The organism is Candidatus Kuenenia stuttgartiensis, from assembly GCF_900232105.1.
Taxonomy (GTDB): Bacteria; Planctomycetota; Brocadiia; order Brocadiales; family Brocadiaceae; genus Kuenenia; species Kuenenia stuttgartiensis_A.
The window spans coordinates 3,992,486-4,011,592 of the sequence record NZ_LT934425.1; the positions used below are offsets into that span (position 1 = coordinate 3,992,486).

General features: G+C 38.6%; 22 protein-coding genes and 1 pseudogene. 10 read left to right on the forward strand and 13 right to left on the reverse strand.

Going from position 1 to position 19,107, the window contains the following annotated elements:
* Both KSMBR1_RS23730 and KSMBR1_RS18600 read left to right on the forward strand, forming a co-directional pair.
* Nucleotides 1-147, forward strand: a complete 147-nt coding sequence (locus KSMBR1_RS23730) for a DUF7718 family protein (protein WP_420886534.1) — start codon at nucleotides 1-3, stop codon at nucleotides 145-147.
* Complete coding sequence (locus KSMBR1_RS18600; protein WP_099326651.1) at nucleotides 131-427, forward strand: DUF5647 family protein; 297 nt, start codon at nucleotides 131-133, stop codon at nucleotides 425-427. The genes KSMBR1_RS23730 and KSMBR1_RS18600 overlap by 17 nt, the downstream gene beginning before the upstream one ends.
* A gap of 112 nt (nucleotides 428-539) precedes the next feature.
* Here KSMBR1_RS18600 and KSMBR1_RS18605 read toward each other — a convergent pair whose 3' ends face one another.
* On the reverse strand, nucleotides 540-725 hold the full coding sequence (locus KSMBR1_RS18605; RefSeq protein WP_099326652.1) for a helix-turn-helix domain-containing protein: 186 nt from the start codon (nucleotides 723-725) through the stop codon (nucleotides 540-542).
* 147 nt (nucleotides 726-872) lie between these two features.
* Here KSMBR1_RS18605 and KSMBR1_RS18610 point away from each other — a divergent pair, with 147 nt between their 5' ends.
* The 4 genes from KSMBR1_RS18610 to KSMBR1_RS22145 all read left to right on the forward strand — a co-directional run bounded on the left by KSMBR1_RS18610 (nucleotide 873) and on the right by KSMBR1_RS22145 (nucleotide 2,145).
* A complete protein-coding gene (locus tag KSMBR1_RS18610; RefSeq protein WP_099326653.1) occupies nucleotides 873-1,076 on the forward strand; it encodes a hypothetical protein in 204 nt (67 codons plus the stop codon).
* Nucleotides 1,063-1,215: a hypothetical protein gene (locus tag KSMBR1_RS21705; RefSeq protein WP_172953499.1), complete on the forward strand. Its 153-nt coding sequence runs from the start codon at nucleotides 1,063-1,065 to the stop codon at nucleotides 1,213-1,215. Before KSMBR1_RS18610 ends, KSMBR1_RS21705 begins: the two co-directional genes overlap by 14 nt.
* Before the next feature lie 19 nt (nucleotides 1,216-1,234).
* Nucleotides 1,235-1,435: a type II toxin-antitoxin system HicB family antitoxin gene (locus tag KSMBR1_RS18615; protein WP_099326654.1), complete on the forward strand. Its 201-nt coding sequence runs from the start codon at nucleotides 1,235-1,237 to the stop codon at nucleotides 1,433-1,435.
* A 224-nt stretch (nucleotides 1,436-1,659) separates the two neighbouring features.
* Complete coding sequence (locus KSMBR1_RS22145; RefSeq protein ID WP_197705252.1) at nucleotides 1,660-2,145, forward strand: pyridoxamine 5'-phosphate oxidase family protein; 486 nt, start codon at nucleotides 1,660-1,662, stop codon at nucleotides 2,143-2,145.
* A 176-nt stretch (nucleotides 2,146-2,321) separates the two neighbouring features.
* Here the strand turns inward: KSMBR1_RS22145 and KSMBR1_RS22150 are convergent, their stop codons facing one another.
* Nucleotides 2,322-2,921, reverse strand: a complete 600-nt coding sequence (locus KSMBR1_RS22150; protein WP_169703022.1) for a hypothetical protein — start codon at nucleotides 2,919-2,921, stop codon at nucleotides 2,322-2,324.
* A gap of 625 nt (nucleotides 2,922-3,546) precedes the next feature.
* On the opposite strand from KSMBR1_RS22150, the gene KSMBR1_RS18625 reads away from it, so the two are divergent.
* A complete protein-coding gene (locus KSMBR1_RS18625; protein ID WP_157820725.1) occupies nucleotides 3,547-3,858 on the forward strand; it encodes a hypothetical protein in 312 nt (103 codons plus the stop codon).
* Between the two features lie 146 nt (nucleotides 3,859-4,004).
* On the opposite strand, the gene KSMBR1_RS18630 is transcribed toward KSMBR1_RS18625, so the two are convergent.
* From KSMBR1_RS18630 to nfi, 7 genes are all read right to left on the reverse strand, one after another.
* Complete coding sequence (locus KSMBR1_RS18630) at nucleotides 4,005-4,307, reverse strand: hypothetical protein (RefSeq protein WP_099326656.1); 303 nt, start codon at nucleotides 4,305-4,307, stop codon at nucleotides 4,005-4,007.
* 226 nt (nucleotides 4,308-4,533) lie between these two features.
* Entirely contained in the window at nucleotides 4,534-5,289 is a 756-nt protein-coding gene (locus KSMBR1_RS18635) for an amino acid ABC transporter ATP-binding protein (protein WP_099326657.1), read from the reverse strand.
* 92 nt (nucleotides 5,290-5,381) lie between these two features.
* Entirely contained in the window at nucleotides 5,382-6,887 is a 1,506-nt protein-coding gene (locus KSMBR1_RS18640; RefSeq protein ID WP_099326658.1) for an ABC transporter substrate-binding protein/permease, read from the reverse strand.
* Between the two features lie 6 nt (nucleotides 6,888-6,893).
* Nucleotides 6,894-7,460: a flavin reductase family protein gene (locus tag KSMBR1_RS18645; protein ID WP_099326659.1), complete on the reverse strand. Its 567-nt coding sequence runs from the start codon at nucleotides 7,458-7,460 to the stop codon at nucleotides 6,894-6,896.
* Between the two features lie 159 nt (nucleotides 7,461-7,619).
* Nucleotides 7,620-9,056, reverse strand: coding sequence for a mannose-1-phosphate guanylyltransferase/mannose-6-phosphate isomerase (locus KSMBR1_RS18650; RefSeq protein ID WP_099326660.1), 1,437 nt, complete (start codon nucleotides 9,054-9,056; stop codon nucleotides 7,620-7,622).
* Nucleotides 9,057-9,092: 36 nt separating this feature from the next.
* Nucleotides 9,093-10,790: a YvcK family protein gene (gene yvcK / locus KSMBR1_RS18655; RefSeq protein WP_099326661.1), complete on the reverse strand. Its 1,698-nt coding sequence runs from the start codon at nucleotides 10,788-10,790 to the stop codon at nucleotides 9,093-9,095.
* A gap of 168 nt (nucleotides 10,791-10,958) precedes the next feature.
* The gene (gene nfi / locus KSMBR1_RS18660; protein WP_099326662.1) at nucleotides 10,959-11,669 is read right to left on the reverse strand and encodes a deoxyribonuclease V; all 711 of its coding nucleotides are present in this window, start codon (nucleotides 11,667-11,669) and stop codon (nucleotides 10,959-10,961) included.
* Between the two features lie 252 nt (nucleotides 11,670-11,921).
* Between nfi and KSMBR1_RS21320 the strand changes: the two genes are divergently transcribed.
* Both KSMBR1_RS21320 and KSMBR1_RS18670 read left to right on the forward strand, forming a co-directional pair.
* Entirely contained in the window at nucleotides 11,922-12,080 is a 159-nt protein-coding gene (locus tag KSMBR1_RS21320; protein ID WP_157820726.1) for a hypothetical protein, read from the forward strand.
* Between the two features lie 530 nt (nucleotides 12,081-12,610).
* The gene (locus tag KSMBR1_RS18670) at nucleotides 12,611-13,714 is read left to right on the forward strand and encodes an IS4-like element ISCku3 family transposase (protein WP_099323887.1); all 1,104 of its coding nucleotides are present in this window, start codon (nucleotides 12,611-12,613) and stop codon (nucleotides 13,712-13,714) included.
* A 412-nt stretch (nucleotides 13,715-14,126) separates the two neighbouring features.
* Here KSMBR1_RS18670 and KSMBR1_RS18675 read toward each other — a convergent pair whose 3' ends face one another.
* The 4 genes and pseudogenes from KSMBR1_RS18675 to KSMBR1_RS18690 form a co-directional block, all read right to left on the reverse strand.
* Nucleotides 14,127-15,521 (reverse strand): ammonium transporter, encoded by a 1,395-nt coding sequence (locus KSMBR1_RS18675; protein ID WP_230405656.1) that lies wholly within the window; start codon nucleotides 15,519-15,521, stop codon nucleotides 14,127-14,129.
* Between the two features lie 429 nt (nucleotides 15,522-15,950).
* A pseudogene (locus KSMBR1_RS18680) lies at nucleotides 15,951-16,286 on the reverse strand (P-II family nitrogen regulator); the annotation flags it as partial.
* Nucleotides 16,287-16,325: 39 nt separating this feature from the next.
* On the reverse strand, nucleotides 16,326-16,757 hold the full coding sequence (locus KSMBR1_RS18685; protein WP_099326666.1) for a P-II family nitrogen regulator: 432 nt from the start codon (nucleotides 16,755-16,757) through the stop codon (nucleotides 16,326-16,328).
* 340 nt (nucleotides 16,758-17,097) lie between these two features.
* Nucleotides 17,098-18,492, reverse strand: a complete 1,395-nt coding sequence (locus KSMBR1_RS18690; RefSeq protein ID WP_099326667.1) for a sigma-54-dependent transcriptional regulator — start codon at nucleotides 18,490-18,492, stop codon at nucleotides 17,098-17,100.
* A gap of 226 nt (nucleotides 18,493-18,718) precedes the next feature.
* Here KSMBR1_RS18690 and KSMBR1_RS18695 point away from each other — a divergent pair, with 226 nt between their 5' ends.
* Nucleotides 18,719-19,087, forward strand: coding sequence for a hypothetical protein (locus KSMBR1_RS18695; RefSeq protein WP_099326668.1), 369 nt, complete (start codon nucleotides 18,719-18,721; stop codon nucleotides 19,085-19,087).
* Nucleotides 19,088-19,107 lie beyond the last annotated feature (20 nt).

Here is a 19,107-nt window from a genome sequence, read left to right on the forward strand (position 1 = left end):
TTGTTTGACTATAATAAGCAAAAAACACCTATATTTGTCAAAGATTATAATGAGGCATTGACTTTTGCTGAGTACGATATTAAATCGAATTGGAAACTGTATAAACAAACCTTCTTAGGAGGTACAGAGTATGAAGGGAAAAAGTAAGGATTTTTTTATGAGGAACTCTGGATTAAGCACAGAGTTTAGTAAATATATTTTAGACCATCCTGAGATGGATGAACTTTTAACAGAAGAAAAAGTAATTATATTTCTGCCAGAATTCGACCCTGAGCTTAAAAAATTTAATCTCACTATGGCAAAAGAGATCGAGGCCGGAGGAGGAAAAGTTACCTATGTGAAAGTAAAGCAGTTATCTCCAAAGGTTCAATCGAGATTAGTTGGAGTAGAAATAGGAGGAGACTTGGGGTCGCATCTTAAATATTAAACCAGGTTGGATGATGTACGACTCGAAGAGAAAGCAAAGCGAAACCCAACCCAACCCAACTCTTAACGTTTGTAAAATATCGCAAATGGTTGTCGCTGGATTTCACCTTGTCCTACTCCACCTTTTGTTCGCAGGTGAGTTTTGGTACACAGCCAACATAATTGTCAGATAAAAGCCCGTCAGAACCTTTATCTTTGTATAGTTTTTCGTAATTCCTGATTGTTTGATCGTCTAACAAGAGCGCCTCTGCTACTTCTTCATAACTCCATCCTGAATCAAGAAGAAGAATTCTTGACATGCACACAGCTTAATCATTTAAAAAACGAGGTATTGGATTGCATTAGTCTTTTACGACAAAGAGCAGAAAAACGCATTGAGCGAATAATTGCCAATTTGCGGAGCGGGAAAATGTTATTTTAATCATCAAATTTAAGGAGTGTAAAACATGAAAGCTTATGAATATTATGCAGAGGTTTTGCCTGATGGGCATTTGTCTATTCCAAAAGGTCTTAAGGATAAACTGAAACCTGATTCAAAGGTAAGAATCATGCTTTTGCTTGATGATGAGGAAACAGCGTGGAATAACTTTGCGATGTCACAGTTTCTGAAAGGTTACTCGGAAAAGGATGCCATATATGACAACCTATAACTTTGGCGAAATTATTCTTGTGAGATTTCCCCATACTGACTTGCAGGACATTTCTAAAATGCCTGCCCTTATTTTATACGATTCGGGGGATCAAGATATTCTCATAGCAAGAATAACAACACAGGAATATACCACTTAACTAAAAAATAGGTATACCAATGCAAACATTTACCGTTACCATAGCCAAGGGGGAAAAGTTTTACATTGCACAGTGCAAGGAACACTCAAATTGTTTTACTCAGGGGAAAACAATAGAGGAGGCCATTCATAATATAAAAGAGGTTATTGAGCTTATACTGGAAATCAAAAAGCCTAAAATAAAGGTGGTATTAAAAGAAGATCTTGTAAATGCCTTGTAAAAAAGGCAAAACAGAGTCAGAGATTGGAACTCGAAATTCTATCACTGAACAAAGACCCCACACACGTCTCTATGCACGGCATCTTGTTGCCTGTTTTTAACGCCTTTACAAACATATACAAACACTACCAAGTAAATTGCTTTTTTATAACATTTCTGCTGTCAAGTAAATTCTAAATTATTTTCGCTGAATAGTTACAAAATATCTACATTGATACCGTCATTGTGAGCGACAGCGAAGCAATCTTAAGTCTTTTGGGAACAAGAGATTGCTTCGTCGCTCCACTCCTCGCAATGACATTTTTTAAGGGAAGTGTCCCTATATTAATTATGCGCCGATATCATTTACAAAAGAAAGAACGAGAAATAAAGGAGTTTGATGAAATACTCGATATTATAAAGAAGGGGAAATACATCACTATAGCAATGTGCAGGAAAAACGAGCCCTACATCGTCACCTTGAGCTATGGTTTTGATAAAACAAAAAACGCTTTTTATCTACACAGTGCATTAAAGGGATTAAAATACGAATTTCTAAGAGAAAATAGCAGTGTATGCGCAACAATAATAGATGATAAAGGTTATATAATTAATGAATGTGCGCATGCATATCGTTCACTTGTAGTATGGGGAAAAATGTGTTTGGTGGGAAAAGGTCTATGGCATGGACATACTTCTTGCACATCTGGAAAATACCCCAGAACAGATTAAAAAAGGGGCATTATCTAACATCCATATTTATAAAACAGTAAGTGGCTGTAAGAATAGAAAGATATATCACCACAAAATTACAACGTCTGATAATGTATATTATGTTGTGTTTATAATGGATTTAAGTCGAAACTACGTTCTTATGGCATATTCGCACCTATTTAAACAAATTCCACTTACTTTGTCTTTTTCTGTGTTTTGGTTGTCTGTTTTGTGTCTATCCTTTTTGCTTTGCGCAATTCACGCAATGCAAGATAGAATTGCCTTTCCAGAGATGATTCATATTTCATTATTTCGCTCATCTTATCTTTTTCTTCAATAATTTTTAATGCCTTTAATTGTTGCAATTCATTTTTTGTTCTCTTCTTAGATGTGAAAAATCCCTGTTCATATTCCTGAATACCGGAAGAGGCATGTTCAATAATCTGCTTCTCTATATTTAGACATCTTTTCATCCGCCATATACTAGAAACTATCCTGTCAGCGAAAAACGACTCAATTTCGTTTGAAGGTTTAAACTCCTTGTCTATAATAGCTCTCAAATCATTAAGGTCGTCAATGTTTTCACCTTCGATTAATATTTCATTACTAAATATATATTTTCTAATTACAGTGCTTTTAGGTACGGAGTCTTGTTCTTTTTCTGTAACTTCTTTTACAACAGTTTTTGTAGTTGGTTTTTTAATGATAGTATCCATAATCTTTTCTACTTTACCTTTACTGCCATTCTTCCTACTTTTTTCCTGCAAAACGTTTTCTTTTAATATTGCCGACATAAATCATCCTCCAAAGTAAAAATTAATATCTATTTTACGTAATAGCATGCCAATACGAAAGATACACACATACAGGAAGTAATATCTCATATTTGCTATTAATATTCAATAAATATTTTATCCCCTAATGCATATATGATCATAACTTATTATATTTCCACGGTATGGAAAAAGATGAAAACTAGTATAGCGTTTTATTAAAATATCTACATTGATACCGTCATTGTGAGCGACAGCGAAGCAATCTTAAGTCTTTTGGAAACAAGAGATTGCTTCGTCTTAACGAAACGATGTAATAGTTGATGCAATTATTCTGTTAGAGATTTCTAAATTAAATTTAACTTTTGTTGACATAAATAGTTATAGCATTTGTGAAATCACATTTTGTGAACTTCTTGAGTATATAATAGATTATATTACATAGGTATTGCATAGTTATCGCCAAAGGTATTATTTATAATATACGTTGCCGGATCTTGATTTACTGATGCACTACGGTTACTATACTACAGTCTGTAATCTGGTTTTAATAATCACTGGACGGGCAATCGTAACTTAATACGGATGCGTCTGACTAATGACGTTTACATTTTACTGGGAAAATGGTTTTTTTATGGAGGGACATGTGAAAAAAAAGGTTGTATTTAGCATATCATTGAGGGATCAGGATAATATTCCCGTACAGATGAAGAACAAATTATTAGATAAATTTAATGAATTTGGCATTGAACCGGTTGATATAGGTTGGAATTTTGGAATAACAGACGCCTCTGACCTGGGATTGACAAAATATTTTACAAAAATAACTTACCAAACCGAGGGTAAAGAGGTCGATGATACGAAGGCATACACAAAAAAACTATATGAAACAATTGAAAAAACATTTACTGCTCTCAATCCTGATTTAAAAATTCAAAGTTATGAAATACAGGATTGAACAAACAAGGTTTGCAGTTTTTGATTTATTAAATTGATACAGGGCAAACATTACATAAAAAAACCCTGACAGGGTTTGGAACCCCTGTCAGGGTTAATATGCAAAATACTATCAGACTTATTTATTGAAGTTTTTTAAAAACCTAATCAATGTTGCTCTTTCCTCTTTTCGCATTTTTCATCATTGCAATATTTGCATGGGTCCTTTTTAAATGCGGCCGCACACCCCTCGCAACAAAGCGTAATTGATTTTTCCTCGCATTTTACAATGACTGCTTTTCCCGCTTCATTTGCTTTACCACAAACAGCACACTTTGCATTAGTAATTTCCTCGGCGGTTGCCTGTTTCGTTCCGCAACAACTTGATGCAAGTGTCGTATTTACCGCATTATAGGTAACTAAAGTAAATACAATCGCCAATACTCCGCAAATTAATCCAATACGCTTCACAAATTTGCTCCTTTCTCGAACTTGACATGTATAAAAATTACAATAAACGATGAGCCTTTCTCCAAATAGACCCACCAACGATTATGTAAAACAATAAATTTACTGAAAATGTTTCAACATTTTAAAAAGGCCGCATTTTACCTAAAAAAATCATATTAGTTTACCGCCGAGGGAGCCAAGAATGCAGAAAAAATAAATAAACGGTAAGCGGAACTATTACAAAAGATCATACGGTAAAATGGCTGAGGAATTCTCTCGTACGAATATTTTGAGGATTACAAAAAACCATTTCAGGGCTTCCGGACTCGACAATCTTCCCTTTTTCCAAAAAAATTACCTGCCGGGAAATGCTTTTTGCAAAATGCATTTCATGAGTCGCAATAACCGTTGTCATTCCTTCCGATACCAATTCCCTTATGACTGCAAGGACATCATCTGTCATTTCGGGGTCTAACGAGGATGTAGGTTCATCAAAAAGCATTGCTTCAGGTTTCATGGTAAGGGCGCGCGCAATTGCAACGCGCTGCTGCTCTCCACCCGATAACTGGCCTGGGTAGCTCTTTGCTTTTTTTTCCATACAAACCCTCTGAAGCATGCCCATCGCCCTCGATTCGGCTTCAGGATGGTTAATCCCCAAAACATGTACAGACGCAACCATTACATTATGCAAAACGGTCATATGCGGGAAGAGATTAAACTGTTGAAAAACCATTCCGATTTTTCTGCGTATATCTTCTACTACACCATTGTTTTTTTTATAGCGGTAATCAGGTTCGAGCGTGCCGTATATGGTAAGCTCGTCAACGGAAATTTTTCCCTTTTGAAAACATTCAAGTCCGTTGATACAACGTAATAGAGTGCTTTTCCCGCTTCCCGAAGGGCCTATGATTGAGACAATATCCCCTTTTGCAATATCAAGATGAAAACCTGTGAAAAGAGGCTCGTGGTCGTATTGTTTTGTAAGGTCACGAATTTTAATCATTTAAAATAGTGCTGATGTATGGGCGAAGCATTTGTGATAACTGGCATACATGCGTTCATGCCCGAAAACGCAAATGCTTCTCCCCTACAGTTTCAAAAGACGTTTAGCCTTTTCTCCAGTCTTCTGGAGTAAAGAGAAAGCGGATAACTCATCCCAAAGTACAACAAAGCGGTAATAATCCCCAGTTGAAAGAATTTCATAGAAGATGCCGCAAGTATGCTATAACTTTTAGTAAGCTCTACTAACGCAATTACCGAAACCAAAGAAGAATCTTTAAATAACGATATAAAATCGTTCGTAATCGGAGGCAATGTAATCCTCAATGCTTGAGGGAAAATAATCTTTTCAAATGTTAACCGCCCCGACATGCCCAATGAAAAGGCCGCCTCTGTTTGGCCTTTCGGGATTGCCTGTATGCCCGCTCGGTAAACTTCCGCTTCATACGCCGCATAATTCATCCCCAGCCCTAAAATGGCTGCGGCGAATGCCGACATGGTGATACCGATGTTGGGAAGCCCGTAATATAAAATGTAGAGTTGTATCAGGAGGGGTGTTCCGCGATATACTTCTATATATACGGTAGAAATTTTTTTAATCCATGTATTGCCGTACAAACGCATGACTGCCAATACAATTCCTAATGAAACGGCAAGCATCATAGATAAAACCGAAATGCCAATGGTAACTAACGCCCCTTTTAATAACGTTGGTACGAAGGTAGTTACTATTAAAGGAATTCGCTCTTCAGGTGATGGCGGATTTTCAGCATATTTTTGCAATAATCCCTCATGCAAATAAAGTTTTTCCTGCGCCGCATTCCAGAGTCCCCATTTCCGGCATATTTTTTTTATTTCACCCGTCCTTAAAAGTTTTTCAATGACACGGTTTAGTTCTTCCACTAACGCAGCATCTTCTTTCCGTAAGGCAATGCCATAATATCCCTCCCCTACCGGTCCCCCTACCAATCTCAATTGGGGATTTGGCTTGGCGTAATAGGAAGCAACAGGTAAGTCCACAAAAACGGCATCCAGGCGGTTATCCAGTAAATCCTTAAATGGTTCTACCTGTCCGCTGTATATCTTTATGGTCACGTCCCCCATTTTTTCAAGCATTTGTTTTGCAACGGTATTGTACAGTGTTCCTACCCGTTTACCGTGAAGATCTTCAAATGTATTGATTTTGAAGTCAGAGGCACGGACAACAATTTGTTCGCTAAAGACAAAATATGGACGTGAGAATAGCACGGAGTGCTGTCGTTCGGGTGTAATTTCGATACCATTCAATGCAATATCGAAATCGCCGCGTTGGAGAGACATGAGGATGCTATCCCATTCATTCTGAAAGTAATTTAGTTTTATCCCAAGTTCTTTTGCAATTGCTTCTGCAATTTCTACTTCAAAGCCGATATATTTTTTCGGATGCCTTTGATCTGGAAATACATAAGGAGCCCCCCCATCCGCATCAAAACCCCATGTTAATACGCCGGTCTGTCTGATCTTTTCCAGCGTATCCTGTCCGGCGCAAACAGTATTGTACGGATGGAGTATTGCCAGAAGTAGAATTGATATAACCGAAAGTGTGAAAAAGTGTCGTTTCATAAATTTTTATATATTTTTTCCTATAGAAAATGCCTTGCCAAGGCAGCTTCCAATGCCGTAATATGCACGTGTTTCAGGGGCATATATCATAGGCCGGATCTTTTCAATATCAGGCACGCCGTCATTGTTTAAGGCTGATTCTTCCGCCTTAACATCCATAATCTCGCCGATAAATTGCGTGTGCAATCCTATTTCGAAGGTGTGAAGCAGTTTACACTCCAGAATAACCGGAAATTCATTTATATACGGTGCGTCAACAAACTCTCCCTTGATGGGAGTAAGTCCGGCAGCAGAAAATTTATCCACATCCTTACCGGTAACAACGCCAAAATAGTCTGCCTGCTTTGCATATTTTTCAGACGGAATATTAATCGTATACGCCTGCCTTTCAACAATACAATTATACGAATATGTCGCTTTTCTCAGTGAGATGGCAACGCATGGCGGACTCGAACAGCATATGCCGCCCCATGCTACGTTCATTGCGTTTGGTTTGCCTTCTTTATCATAGGAACAAACAATAAATACGGGGGTTGGGTATGCAATAGCTTTTGCGCCTAAGGATTTTTTCATTATTACACCTTTCTATAATAACAAATAACAACCGAAGTATTTTTTCCAAAAAATCAAATTGTCACTATTTTTGTCGTAGTGTAGGGGCAAAGCACTTGCTGTGAATTGTCATAAATGCGTTCACACCCAAACGGGCAAATGCTTCTCCCCTACTTTTTTTTATTTGTAGGTTGTATACCGGACGATATCATCTTCACCTACATAACTCCCAATCTGCACTTCTATAACTTTTGCAATTTTGTCCGTGGGATTGTGTATCCTATGTTTGGCATTCTGAGGAACAAAGACGCTTTCATTTTTCTGTATTTGCTTTTTTGTATTGCCTATATATATATCAATTTTCCCCTCAACAACATTCCAATGTTCGCTCCTGTATTTATGTTTTTGCAATGAAAGAGTTTTTTGGGGATACACACCGATTTCTTTTACCTTGTAATTGTCTTGCTCATGCAACACCGTATAGTACCCCCACGGCCTGTACACTGTGCTGCCGGTCTTTGTGTGTTGTAGTCCTTTTTTATTTATCGCCGATACGAGTTCTTTTACATTATCCGAACAACCCCTTTTAACGATCAATAAAGAATCCGCAGCATCAATCGCCATTACATCATTCACACCTAAAAAACAAACAAGCCTGTTGTCCGAATACGCAAAGCAATTCTTTGAATCAAAAAATTCAGCATCTCCAATGGTAAAATTTCCCTTTCCATTGGTATAAAACTGTAAATAACTATCCCAGCTTCCCAAATCCGACCATTTAAGATTAAATTTGATCAATGCCGCATTTTTTGTTTTTTGCATAATCCCGTAATCAATAGAATCTGCCACTATGTTTTCAAAATTCCTGCAAAATTCATCATACGTATATTGATAATATTTGTAGCTTGACGGTGAACATGCTGCGAGTTCTCCCAGGAATGTTTTTTTATTAAAACAAAATATCCCGGAATTCCACAACCCCCCTTTTTTTATAAGTAATTTGGCTTTTTGAATCGAAGGCTTTTCTACAAATGTATCCACCAAATACCCTGCACCGAACTTTCTTTTCAGGAGAATATATCCGTATCCTTCCTTGGGGAATGTCGGTTTCACCCCAAATACAATAATTTTATCCTGTTCTGTGAGTGTTTCCGCCTGCCGTATGCATTTTTCAAAATCGTTCACCGGTTCAATTATATGATCGGACGGCAATACACATATGAGTTCGTTCTCATTTAAAATAGTTCTACTCTCAATATATTTTAACGAGAGCATTATGGCTGGGAGGGTGTTTTTGGGAACAGGTTCTAAAATAATATTTTCCTTTAACAAATTCTTGATTGCATTTTTTACTCCAGGCAATAATTGAATCTGATTCAAAACGGTAAACTTATAACTTTCATGAGAAACGATAAAAATGTCTTTTGGGGAAAAACATGGCAAAAGCCTTTCTATCGTTAACTGAAACAAAGACAATCCATCCTTAAATTCAACAAATTGTTTCGGGTGGTCTTCTCTGGATAAGGGCCATAGTCTGGTTCCTTTTCCCCCAGCCAGAATGATTGCCTTTCCGTTTATTTTATCTGTGACAATAACAGTCTTTGTTTTTTTGTTCATCTTATCGTTATTTCTAAAAAAATCCTGACTACTGTATTATTTATATTTTACCATAGGTAAGTTGGCATATACTCTTAATACGGCATCTGCGAGTTTGTCCGGATCATGGCGAAGCAGATCCTGTTTTTCCCAGAGGATACGTTTTTTATCAAAATCTTCTACCAAATCCGCTTTTTTTATATTTATGTTTAATCCGTGCACACCATTGTCAAATTCCGCCAATTCAGCCCCTTCTTTTTTGTACCGGTCAAGAATCTCTTTTTTGGGAATTTTGTCATTAACAATCACATAATCAACCATGCCATCAACAAGATATTTATTAATTGCCTGAATATGATCCGATACTTTATATTTATCCGTTTGCCCTGGTTGTGTAACGATATTACAGACATAAATTTTTACTGCATTGCTGTTACAAATAGCGGTGCGTATTCCGGTCACCAGCAAATTTGTTATAAGGCTTGTGTACAAACTGCCTGGGCCGATAACAATAATGTCCGCGTTGAGAATTTCTTCCACGGCTTCCGGCAATGGTTCGACATTTTCATTTTTTAAAAACACCCTTTTAATAGGAGACTTTCCCACGGCACGGACATTAAACTCTTCTTCTACATAAGCCCCATCTTCCAATTCTGCGCATATGTGTGTATCATTAAGCGTTGATGGTAGCACTTTTCCCCTAATATTTAAAATCTTGCTGGCCTTTTTTATCGCCAGGTCGAAGCTGCCGGTAAGGTCAGTTAAAGCGGCCATTAATAAATTTCCCAGACTCATGCCATTTAACGAACCCTTGTTGAATCTGTATTGAAAAAGCTGGTATAATTCCTGTTCCTGTTCTTCAGTTTCCGACAAAGCTATGAGGCAATTTCTTGCGTCGCCCGGGGGGAGAATTCCAAACTCTTCCCTTAAAATCCCGGAGCTTCTTCCTGAATCAGTAACGGTAACCATCGCCGAGAGGTGTTTGCTGTACGTCTTAGCGCCTTCAAGCATAATCGGCAGACCGGTTCCGCCGCCAATTGCGACAATCTTGAGATTATCAGGGGTCTTACCGCTATTGTAAAGTTGAAGAATCGTAGGAATCTGAAAGATGCGTTTTATTTTATAGTCCGGTTTATCGCATTCGTGTATTGGTTGTTCCAGTTTAAATCTTCCATGTAACATCTGTATCGTAATCAATCCGAGGGACTTTGCAGCCCTTAATTCATTCCGCGTCCTGTCGCCCACCATAACCGCTTCGTTTGGATTTAAATTATGTCTTTTGAGACAATCAAGTATGCAGTCTTCCATAAGCATACCAATTTCCTGGTCATTAATGATAATTTCACTAAAACACGATTTCAAACCAAGTATTTTGACCTTGTTTTCCTGCCTTTCATGCACCCCCACGGTAAGTAAAAACAGTTTGAATCCTCTTTTCTTTAAATCTCTGAGGGTGGGTATTACATCGGAAAAGGGGACGATCCCGGAAAGCTCGCTGCTATTGTATGCACGATACGCAATATTGATAAATTTTTTGTTTGCGCGAAATTTTTTTACAATTTCGTTAAACACGGGATGGTAAGGGCCATGCCTGGCGATAAGTTCCTTTTGTAATTGATATGCGTTCTCTTCCGTAGTGGGAAGTCCTGCCTCAACCATTGCTTTTGCTGCCCGTCTCCTGGAAGCGTCAATCAACAGATTTGTACAGTCGTACAAAGTATCGTCTAAATCAAAAAATATCGCCTTTATTTTCATACAATATCCTTCCTCATGAATATCTATTATAACGAAGTGTTCCTGTTATTTATAGTACTTAGTTTTTAATAAAAGAGTTACATCAGGTGCCTTTGGCAGCACTATATTCTGTTATTGATGTTAATGTAGAGACGCATCGCATGCGTCTCTACAAAAATATTGAATTTCCTATGTAATTGAAGAGATTCTTTGAGTTTTTTTTATGTTTTGAACGCGTAGTTTATTTACCAACAAATGTGCTTGCCGAACCGGTTCAGTAATGCGATACCCCCTGCATACCTTTAAAACAAACTGCGTTGCAAAAGAAAGGCTTGTCTTGTGCCCGACAGAAACAAAAATAGGATTTGTATTTAATTTTGTTCTCAATGCGACTCCTACCATTTTATCTTTATAAATGAGGTTGGAGTATGCGCCTACTGCATTTTCAACAGCAGAATACTCACCTACCAGACAGCTTTTTGCGCAACCAATGGCCGGTTTGTCTAAGATAAGGCCTAAATGCGATGCAAGACCTAAAAACCGGGGATGCGCTATTCCTTGTCCATCAAAAAGAATTATATCTGGTGCTGTTTTTAATTTCTTAAATGATTTAAGAAGTACGGGTGCTTCTCTAAATGACAAAAGGCCGGGTATATATGGAAACATGGCCTTTTCAATAGCAGTTGCTTCTTCAATCTTTTCAAGATTTTTATTACACCTAAAGACAATTACTGCAGCAAATACAAGATCGCTATATTTATCGTATGAAACATCGGCGCCCGCTACCGTGCATATTTTACCGTGATCTTTTTTTAAAATTAATGCATTGCTCAATTCTCTCTGGATTTGAACAGCTTTCGCATAATTTTTCGTCCACGGATGTATTTTTCTTATATGCATTAAAAAGCTGGATTTTGATCGCCACCGAAGTGCGGAGTTAAAGGATGTGAAATTTGTTCCCGACGCCAATCGGGAATTTGTGTCGTACTCATAAAAGTTGAAGCTTTTTTCAAAAAACTACCGTACTACAAAACATTGGTATCAATTACAATTCTCATAATGCGGTATTATATACAACAACATAAGTTTTGCAAGAATTTTAAGACATAACTGCTCGAATTCAGAGGTGGATGTGGGGCGTGATGAATGCTAATGAATATAAGAAGGGCGAACAAATCGTTCCGGCGGACAGTAAACAACCTCCGGGCGGGATGGCTTCGGACAATAGAGGCGTTTTCAGGTGAAAAGCCTAAGGTAAAACAACTGGCATTGTTTTCGGATTACCGTGACGAATTGTCCATAATAACCTGAGAGACCCTCCAGATACGGCTAGACAAAATGAATTGTGCCGTACAAGTGAATGGAGCGCGTACTGGTTGGGATTGTATTTGTGGGATTCCTGGAGCCGGACACATTTTGGAAACAGCGTTTGCCATCAAGTCGTAATGGGACAAGCAGACTGAATATTCTGCTTTGTCTAAGTAACGTCTGGCAGTGTATTGCGCAAAAAGAAATATCCCACAGTACCAGAAAACAACGACCCTGCTATTATACCAAGGAGTTCATCGAACATCCGGCTGCGGATTTTTTCCCGCAAAGATTTGTAGCCGGTTTAAACAAAATCATTCAAGGCTCCTTTAATTATCAATAAAAAATTATCTGCGCAGTTGTATAAAGGCGACCGTCTGTTTATTCAAAAGGAAGCACCCTTCCCCCCTTATAGCAAAAGTAGAGAGGGGGCGGAGGGTCATAAGCGCTAACTTGTTTTATTGACAAATTTTATTCATCATGGTATTTTTATGTTAATTATCCCGCTAATCACTCTATAGGAGGATAAAGCCATGATGAGAGAAGATTGGGATCTTCTAAGAACTTTCTTCCCAAACGATTGGAAAAGTTTAGCCGTTGATACAAATGCTTTAAAAGGCTTGCGCAAGGATAAATCTGAAGAAAAGCTTCTTCGAACATTATTAATTCATTTAGGATGTGGCTATTCATTGCGTGAAACAGTAGTTCGAGCCAAGCGTGCTAACTTAGCAGATTTATCCGATGTTGCCTTATTAAAGCGATTAAAAAAGAGCAAAGAATGGCTATATAAATTATGTTTATCTTTATTCCGTGAGCGTGGCCTCCAAATTAATAAACGGAATAATTTTCATCTTCGCTTATTTGATGCAACAACAGTAAAGGAACCTGGGAAAACAGGAAGTCTTTGGCGCATTCATTATAGTATTGAGGTTCCTTCATTATCTTGCGATTTCTTTAAACTTACGGGAACTGAAGGAGAAGGCACAGGAGAATCTTTTCGGCAGTTTCCGATGAAAAAAGATGATTATATTATAGCTGACAGAGGTTACTGTACTGGCCAAGGAATTCATCATGCAACAAGGAAAGGCGCTTATCTTAGCGTTAGAGTTAATTCGCAATCTCTACGGATATTCGGCGAAGAAAAGAAACCCTTTCCTTTATTGAAAGAAATCCAATATTTAAAAAGACCCCTTGCTATAAAATCATGGAACGTTTTTATTCCAAACGTTGATAATACTGAATATGTCAAAGGTCGTCTTTGTATAATACGCAAAACAGAAGAAGCCATTAAAATAGCTCATAAAAAACTTAAAAGACATGCAAGCAAAAAGGGCATTGAACTAAAACCGGAGACCCTTATTTATGCCAAGTACGTAATAGTATTCACAACGTTTCCTGAAAATCAATTTACCGCTTTTGATATCTTAGAATGGTATCGAGTTCGATGGCAAATTGAACTGGTCTTTAAAAGATTTAAACAAATAGCACAATTTGGACACTTACCTAAATACGATGATGATAGCTCAAAAGCTTGGCTTTATGGCAAACTATTCGTTGCTCTTTTGACAGAAAAACTAATAGATTTTGCTACGTCTTTTTCCCCCTGGGGATACTTCATTGTCAAGCAAGAAGACTAAAAGCAAATGGCGTGAATTTGCTTTTATGCTTAATCAAGTAAAACGGGCTATAGAACCAGCGTTATCATTACAGGAAGTTCTTAAGTGCTGGAATGACATTGCTTGTTCTTTAGCAGAAAATACAAGAATCCGAAAAACACAGATATCAAAATACTTCGAGCATACCTAAAACAAGTTAGCGCTTATGGGGCGGAGGGTACTACTTAAAACATTTGCATACTCAAGAGACTCACGATGTTTGATTTATAGACAATGTCATACAGGTTCAACACGAACACGGCCCTTCGGGGTTAGAAATAAAGATAAAGTGAAACTTTCACTCTTGCTTTCTATTTATCCCCAAAAGGCCGTACCTCCCTGGTATCAATTTAAAATTCACATTTAATGGGCACCCTGTTTTGCAATATAATTGTTACCCCTGGTTGACAAGCTCACCCAGTCTAATATGCTTGCGCATTACAGCATCGATATCCTCCATGTATCTCCCGTCCGCAGGGTAACACTGAGTACCATGAATATGCATGTCCAGCCCGTCAAGCTCTTCTGCTTCAGATACCCTGATACCGATGGTATGTTTTAGTCCAAAGAATATGACGAAGCCCAGTCCACCTGCCCATACTATGGCGGTGGCGAAGGCGATGAGCTGGGCAAGAAACTGCTGGCCGGAACCAACGATCAGCCCACTTACTCCTCCATATGAACCGTCGGCAAAAATCCCTACGGCAAGAAGCCCCCACAACCCATTAGCGCCGTGCACAGATACCGCACCAAGGGGATCATCCACTCTAAACTTACGTTCAACAAGCCACACCGAGCCGCACATCAACAAACCGCCAACTAACCCTATAATAACGGCAGCCCATGGCGCAATGAACGCACATGGCGCCGATACAGCTACAAAACCTCCCAGTGCGCCATTACAAGCCTCCGCTATATCCGCTTTTCTAGATTTCCAGTAGGTATATAATACGACAATGACAGCGCCTGAAATACCGGCAAGGAGGGTATTGGCAGCAATAATTGAAGACCGTAATTCCGATATTGCGAGGGTGCTGCCAGCATCATAAGCAAGCCACCCAAAGGCTAAAACAACGGTGCCAATAAGTACATAGGCAATGTTGTGTCCATGGATATGGTTAGAAGAGCCGTCCTTATTAAATTTTCCGATTCTCGGACCTAGCGCCCATGCACCCATAAAGGCACAGATTCCACCAATTGCATGGACTACTCCAGATCCGGCAAAGTCCTTGACTCCCACCCCCAATTTTAACTTAGCAAGCCATCCTTCGCCCCATATCCAGTGGCCGTAGAATGAATAAGCAAATGTATACACGAGAAGCCCTGCGATTAAAAAGGCGGAAAACTTAATCCTTTCTGCAACAGCGCCGGCAATGATGCTGCCAATAAAAGTGGCAACAACCGCCATGAAGGTAAAGAGCAGAATGGTCTTTACATCATACGTATCTCCTAAAAGCATAAAGCCGCCATAACCTATAAAGGGATTACCTTTATCAAGGCCTGACGCCAAGTGAGAACCGCCGAACATAAATGCAAAACCAAATAGCCAGAAAATAAAGACTCCCGCCGTTGTAGCCATAAAGCAATGAGCCATGTAGCTAAGCATATTTTTGGAGCGAACAAGCCCGCCAAGCAGCATAAACCCGGCCTGCATAAAGAGAATAAGAAACGCCGCCACCAATATCCAAACAAAGTTTCCTGAAGTGCTCAAGCCTTCGAAGCTTTGCGTGAACGTGAATGCGCCACTGGGATCGCCTGCCTGCACACAGTTTGCCCATAGGAAAAACATAGTAACGCTGCAAAAAAGGACCAAGCCAAAGCGACTCATCTTGATCCTGCACATATTCTGCATTTTAAATCTCCTTTATATACATAATGCTATAAATAATTTAGCATATACTCAATCAGACTGAAATCACTGGTTTCTGACATGCGCATTCATTGCCTTCTATACTCAATCAGATTGAAGCCGCTGGCTTCCGTCTGATTGAGTATATATTGTGTAGCATATGCCCGTTTACAAACTTTTCTATCACTAAACGCGTATATTTTATACGTTACTTTTTATTTAATCGTAGAGCGTTGTTTAAAATCTGACGATGTTTTTTTACTTTGGAAAAACTTCGTTCAGGGAAGCACGCTCTTTTTTGAGACTCTCAACAGCCTTCATATCCCCCGATTCTTTTGGAGATAATTTTACAACCCTTCCGTTAGCGCTAATGGCATTATGACCAGTTTCGCCCGTGCGTATGCGACAGGCTGATTCCACATGAGTCACAAATACTTTTCCATCGCCAATAACCCCTGTTTTTGCCTCTTCCATAATTATTTTGATTGCCGTCTCCAATTCTGCTTCCGGGACTACAACCTCGAGTTTTATCTTTTTGTGTAAATCTACCATATATTCTCTTCCACGCCATACCCGTGTCTTACTGATTTCACTTCCTTGCCCTCTGATTTCAGTAACATGCATTCCCATTATTCCCGTTTCCTGCAACATAGAACTAACCGCCATAAAACGTTCAGGGCGAATAATTGCCTCTATTTTTTTCATTTTATTTCCTCCTAATAATATTCCTGTTGTAGCTAAAGATTAAGGGCAGACGTCCACAATCTTTAAAACCTCACTTTGTCTCGTAAGTGGCGTCCCTTCAGAAAAAACGTGTTCCTGCTTTGGCGTCAATGATACCCATCTGCCATCTTCCGTTATTATATCTTTTTTAATTATGCCTGACTTTAACCGCAACGCATATTCGTATTCACAGTTATTTCCATCTTCTTCATGTAAGAATCTGCTTATGTTCCGCAATGCATCGTCTACTGCGTTTTCTTCTAAGACAACTTCTATCTTTACATTCTTTATTATATCTACTACGTACTCGTCATCGCGCCAAAAGACAGACCTGGTTGCTATTTGGTCTTGATCTTTTATATACGTCTTTATTACCGGATGTCCAATTTCTCCGAAATAATTTTCTAATATCTGTACGGCACCTGGCTTTATAAATGCGGATATTTTTTTCATTATTCATTCCCACCTATTCTTTAAGAAAGTGTAAAAGACCTAATGGATTAAGTTGTAATAACCTAAGCGCAACTGCAGTACCAATAGTATAAAAAAATAAAAAAGTCGCTAAGAAGTTTTCTAAGTGGTTTCAAATATAAGATTTATTTGCAGAAGAGCTGTGCTTCAAAAGCAAATATCAAATATATACTTTTCGGGCAATAACATCTTAAAAAAGGGTAATATTTAATGTGAAAGAGATATAAACCTGTAACACGTAATTGTTTATAAAAAAATCGGGCATGAATGGCATATTCGGGCGTTTATGCACCAAAAGAATGAGTTTTTACCCTGCCACTAATTAATCCTTGAAGGTATCCTTGTTTATGTTATATTTCTTCATTTTCCGGTAAAGGGTTTTTGCGTCGATACCGGAAATCCTGGCAGAAGAGTCAATTCGTCCTTTGCATTGTTTTAAAAGTTTCATTATATACAGGACTTCGCACTCTGATAAGAAGGTTTCCATGTCGATATTGGTAACATGGTCATTAGGGGTATTAACGAATGCTTCTTTCTGTTGTTTTTGGTGGAGTATTGGCATATCAACCTCGTTAATTATATTGTCTTTTGCCATAATTACTGCCCTCTCTGTCAAGTTCTCGAGTTCCCTGACATTGCCAGGCCAATGGTATGACATCATGATATTAAGGGCATTTTGAGAGATAGATTTAATATTTTTTTTAAACGCTTTATTATATTTTTCGATAAAGTGCAATACAAGCAAAGGGATATCTTCTAATCTTTCTTTCAAGGGCGGCAATTGAATGGGAATAACATTTAAACGATAGTATAAATCTTTTCTGAAACCCCCTTCTTCCGATAAGTTATTGAGGTCTTTATTGGTGGCGGCAATAACCCTTACGTCAACCTTTATTGTCTTATTTCCGCCAATCCTTTCGAAAGATTTCTCCTGCAATAACCTGAGAAGTTTTGTTTGCATAGAAAGAGGCAAGTTCCCCATTTCATCAAAAAAAACCGTACCTTTGTTTGCATGTTCAAACTTGCCTGTCCTCTGTTTTACAGCGCCGGTGAAAGCGCCCTCTTCATGTCCAAAAAGTTCTGTTTCCAGCAGCGACTCAGGCAATGCACTGCAATTTATGACGACAAAAGGAGCATCTTTCCTGCTGCTGTTGTGATGAACAGCGTGCGCTATAAGCTCTTTACCTGTGCCCGTTTCCCCGGTTATCAGTATCGTAGCGTCAGTGTCTGCCACCTGCATGATCAGGTCATATATTTGCCGCATTCTGTGCGACCCCCCTATTATATTGCCAAAGCTAAACCTCTCTTCCAGTTCCTTTCGTAATGCCCTGTTTTCTATTATCAGATTTTGTTTTTCAAAGGCGCGTTTGATGACCAGTCTCAACTCCTCTGCAGAAACTGGTTTCGTGAGATAATCATAAGCGCCTATCTTTATCGCTTCCACAGCAGTTCTCACGCTGCCATATGCAGTCATCATAATCAAAAATACTTCCGGATATTCAAGCTTTAATTGTTTTAATAATTCAAACCCATCCATTTTAGGCATTTTAAGGTCTGCAATAACCAGATCATGCGGCGATTTTCTATAAATACTCATCGCCTCCAAACCATTAGACGCCGTACTGATCTCGTATCCTTCGCTGTCCAGAACACTTTTAATACTACCGAGGACGTATTCGTCATCCTCCACCACCAGTATCTTTTTTTCCCCAACCATTGGTTAATAATCTCGCTCAAAATTAACAAAGAGGCTGTTTTTAGCCGTTTTTCGCAAATAAAAGACCTATTTCCGCCGCTATTTAAAAACAATATTTAATACGTGATAAATACAACCTATTGCAGTGCAATATGTTATACCGTTGAGGTGTTTGTTGGCACACCTATTGCCCTATGTTGTAGTAGAACTATTAGAATTCATTTTAAATATTTACAAGGAGTTTACTATGAAAAACATTAAAAACGCCGGTTTTGAACAAAGCATTTATTCTGAACCAGAGGTAATAATAGATAAAGTTGTTGACAATAAGAGATACCGGTTTTGCAGGTTTCCCGCCAACGAGAATCTCTATAAGGAAATAAGCAGCATTGCCAGGCGCTGGAGAGACGGAGAAATATCTCAAACAGATGCCTCCGGGTTGCTGGAGATTGCTTCACTTCCCTACGAAAGATGGATTTTTGATATGATTGCCGACCTTGCCGAGGAGACGAAACACCTTGAATATATTGCGGATGACAATGACTATAAGGGTGTAAAGGCGATTGCCTTCTTACAACATGGCAATGAGAGATCATATAATATCCAATATAAATAAAGCCCTTGCATACTGAATCA

What these genes read in the sequence shown, in the direction of transcription:
- KSMBR1_RS18600 (WP_099326651.1), top strand. Translation starts at nt 131, where the DNA reads ATGAAGGGAAAAAGTAAGGATTTTTTTATGAGGAACTCTGGATTAAGC.
- KSMBR1_RS18605 (WP_099326652.1), bottom strand. Translation starts at nt 725, where the DNA reads ATGTCAAGAATTCTTCTTCTTGATTCAGGATGGAGTTATGAAGAAGTA.
- KSMBR1_RS18610 (WP_099326653.1), top strand. Translation starts at nt 873, where the DNA reads ATGAAAGCTTATGAATATTATGCAGAGGTTTTGCCTGATGGGCATTTG.
- KSMBR1_RS21705 (WP_172953499.1), top strand. Translation starts at nt 1,063, where the DNA reads ATGACAACCTATAACTTTGGCGAAATTATTCTTGTGAGATTTCCCCAT.
- KSMBR1_RS18615 (WP_099326654.1), top strand. Translation starts at nt 1,235, where the DNA reads ATGCAAACATTTACCGTTACCATAGCCAAGGGGGAAAAGTTTTACATT.
- KSMBR1_RS22150 (WP_169703022.1), bottom strand. Translation starts at nt 2,921, where the DNA reads ATGTCGGCAATATTAAAAGAAAACGTTTTGCAGGAAAAAAGTAGGAAG.
- KSMBR1_RS18635 (WP_099326657.1), bottom strand. Translation starts at nt 5,289, where the DNA reads ATGATTAAAATTCGTGACCTTACAAAACAATACGACCACGAGCCTCTT.
- KSMBR1_RS18640 (WP_099326658.1), bottom strand. Translation starts at nt 6,887, where the DNA reads ATGAAACGACACTTTTTCACACTTTCGGTTATATCAATTCTACTTCTG.
- KSMBR1_RS18645 (WP_099326659.1), bottom strand. Translation starts at nt 7,460, where the DNA reads ATGAAAAAATCCTTAGGCGCAAAAGCTATTGCATACCCAACCCCCGTA.
- KSMBR1_RS18650 (WP_099326660.1), bottom strand. Translation starts at nt 9,056, where the DNA reads ATGAACAAAAAAACAAAGACTGTTATTGTCACAGATAAAATAAACGGA.
- yvcK (WP_099326661.1), bottom strand. Translation starts at nt 10,790, where the DNA reads ATGAAAATAAAGGCGATATTTTTTGATTTAGACGATACTTTGTACGAC.
- nfi (WP_099326662.1), bottom strand. Translation starts at nt 11,669, where the DNA reads ATGCATATAAGAAAAATACATCCGTGGACGAAAAATTATGCGAAAGCT.
- KSMBR1_RS21320 (WP_157820726.1), top strand. Translation starts at nt 11,922, where the DNA reads ATGAATATAAGAAGGGCGAACAAATCGTTCCGGCGGACAGTAAACAAC.
- KSMBR1_RS18670 (WP_099323887.1), top strand. Translation starts at nt 12,611, where the DNA reads ATGATGAGAGAAGATTGGGATCTTCTAAGAACTTTCTTCCCAAACGAT.
- KSMBR1_RS18675 (WP_230405656.1), bottom strand. Translation starts at nt 15,521, where the DNA reads ATGTTTTTCCTATGGGCAAACTGTGTGCAGGCAGGCGATCCCAGTGGC.
- KSMBR1_RS18685 (WP_099326666.1), bottom strand. Translation starts at nt 16,757, where the DNA reads ATGAAAAAAATATCCGCATTTATAAAGCCAGGTGCCGTACAGATATTA.
- KSMBR1_RS18690 (WP_099326667.1), bottom strand. Translation starts at nt 18,492, where the DNA reads ATGGTTGGGGAAAAAAAGATACTGGTGGTGGAGGATGACGAATACGTC.
- KSMBR1_RS18695 (WP_099326668.1), top strand. Translation starts at nt 18,719, where the DNA reads ATGAAAAACATTAAAAACGCCGGTTTTGAACAAAGCATTTATTCTGAA.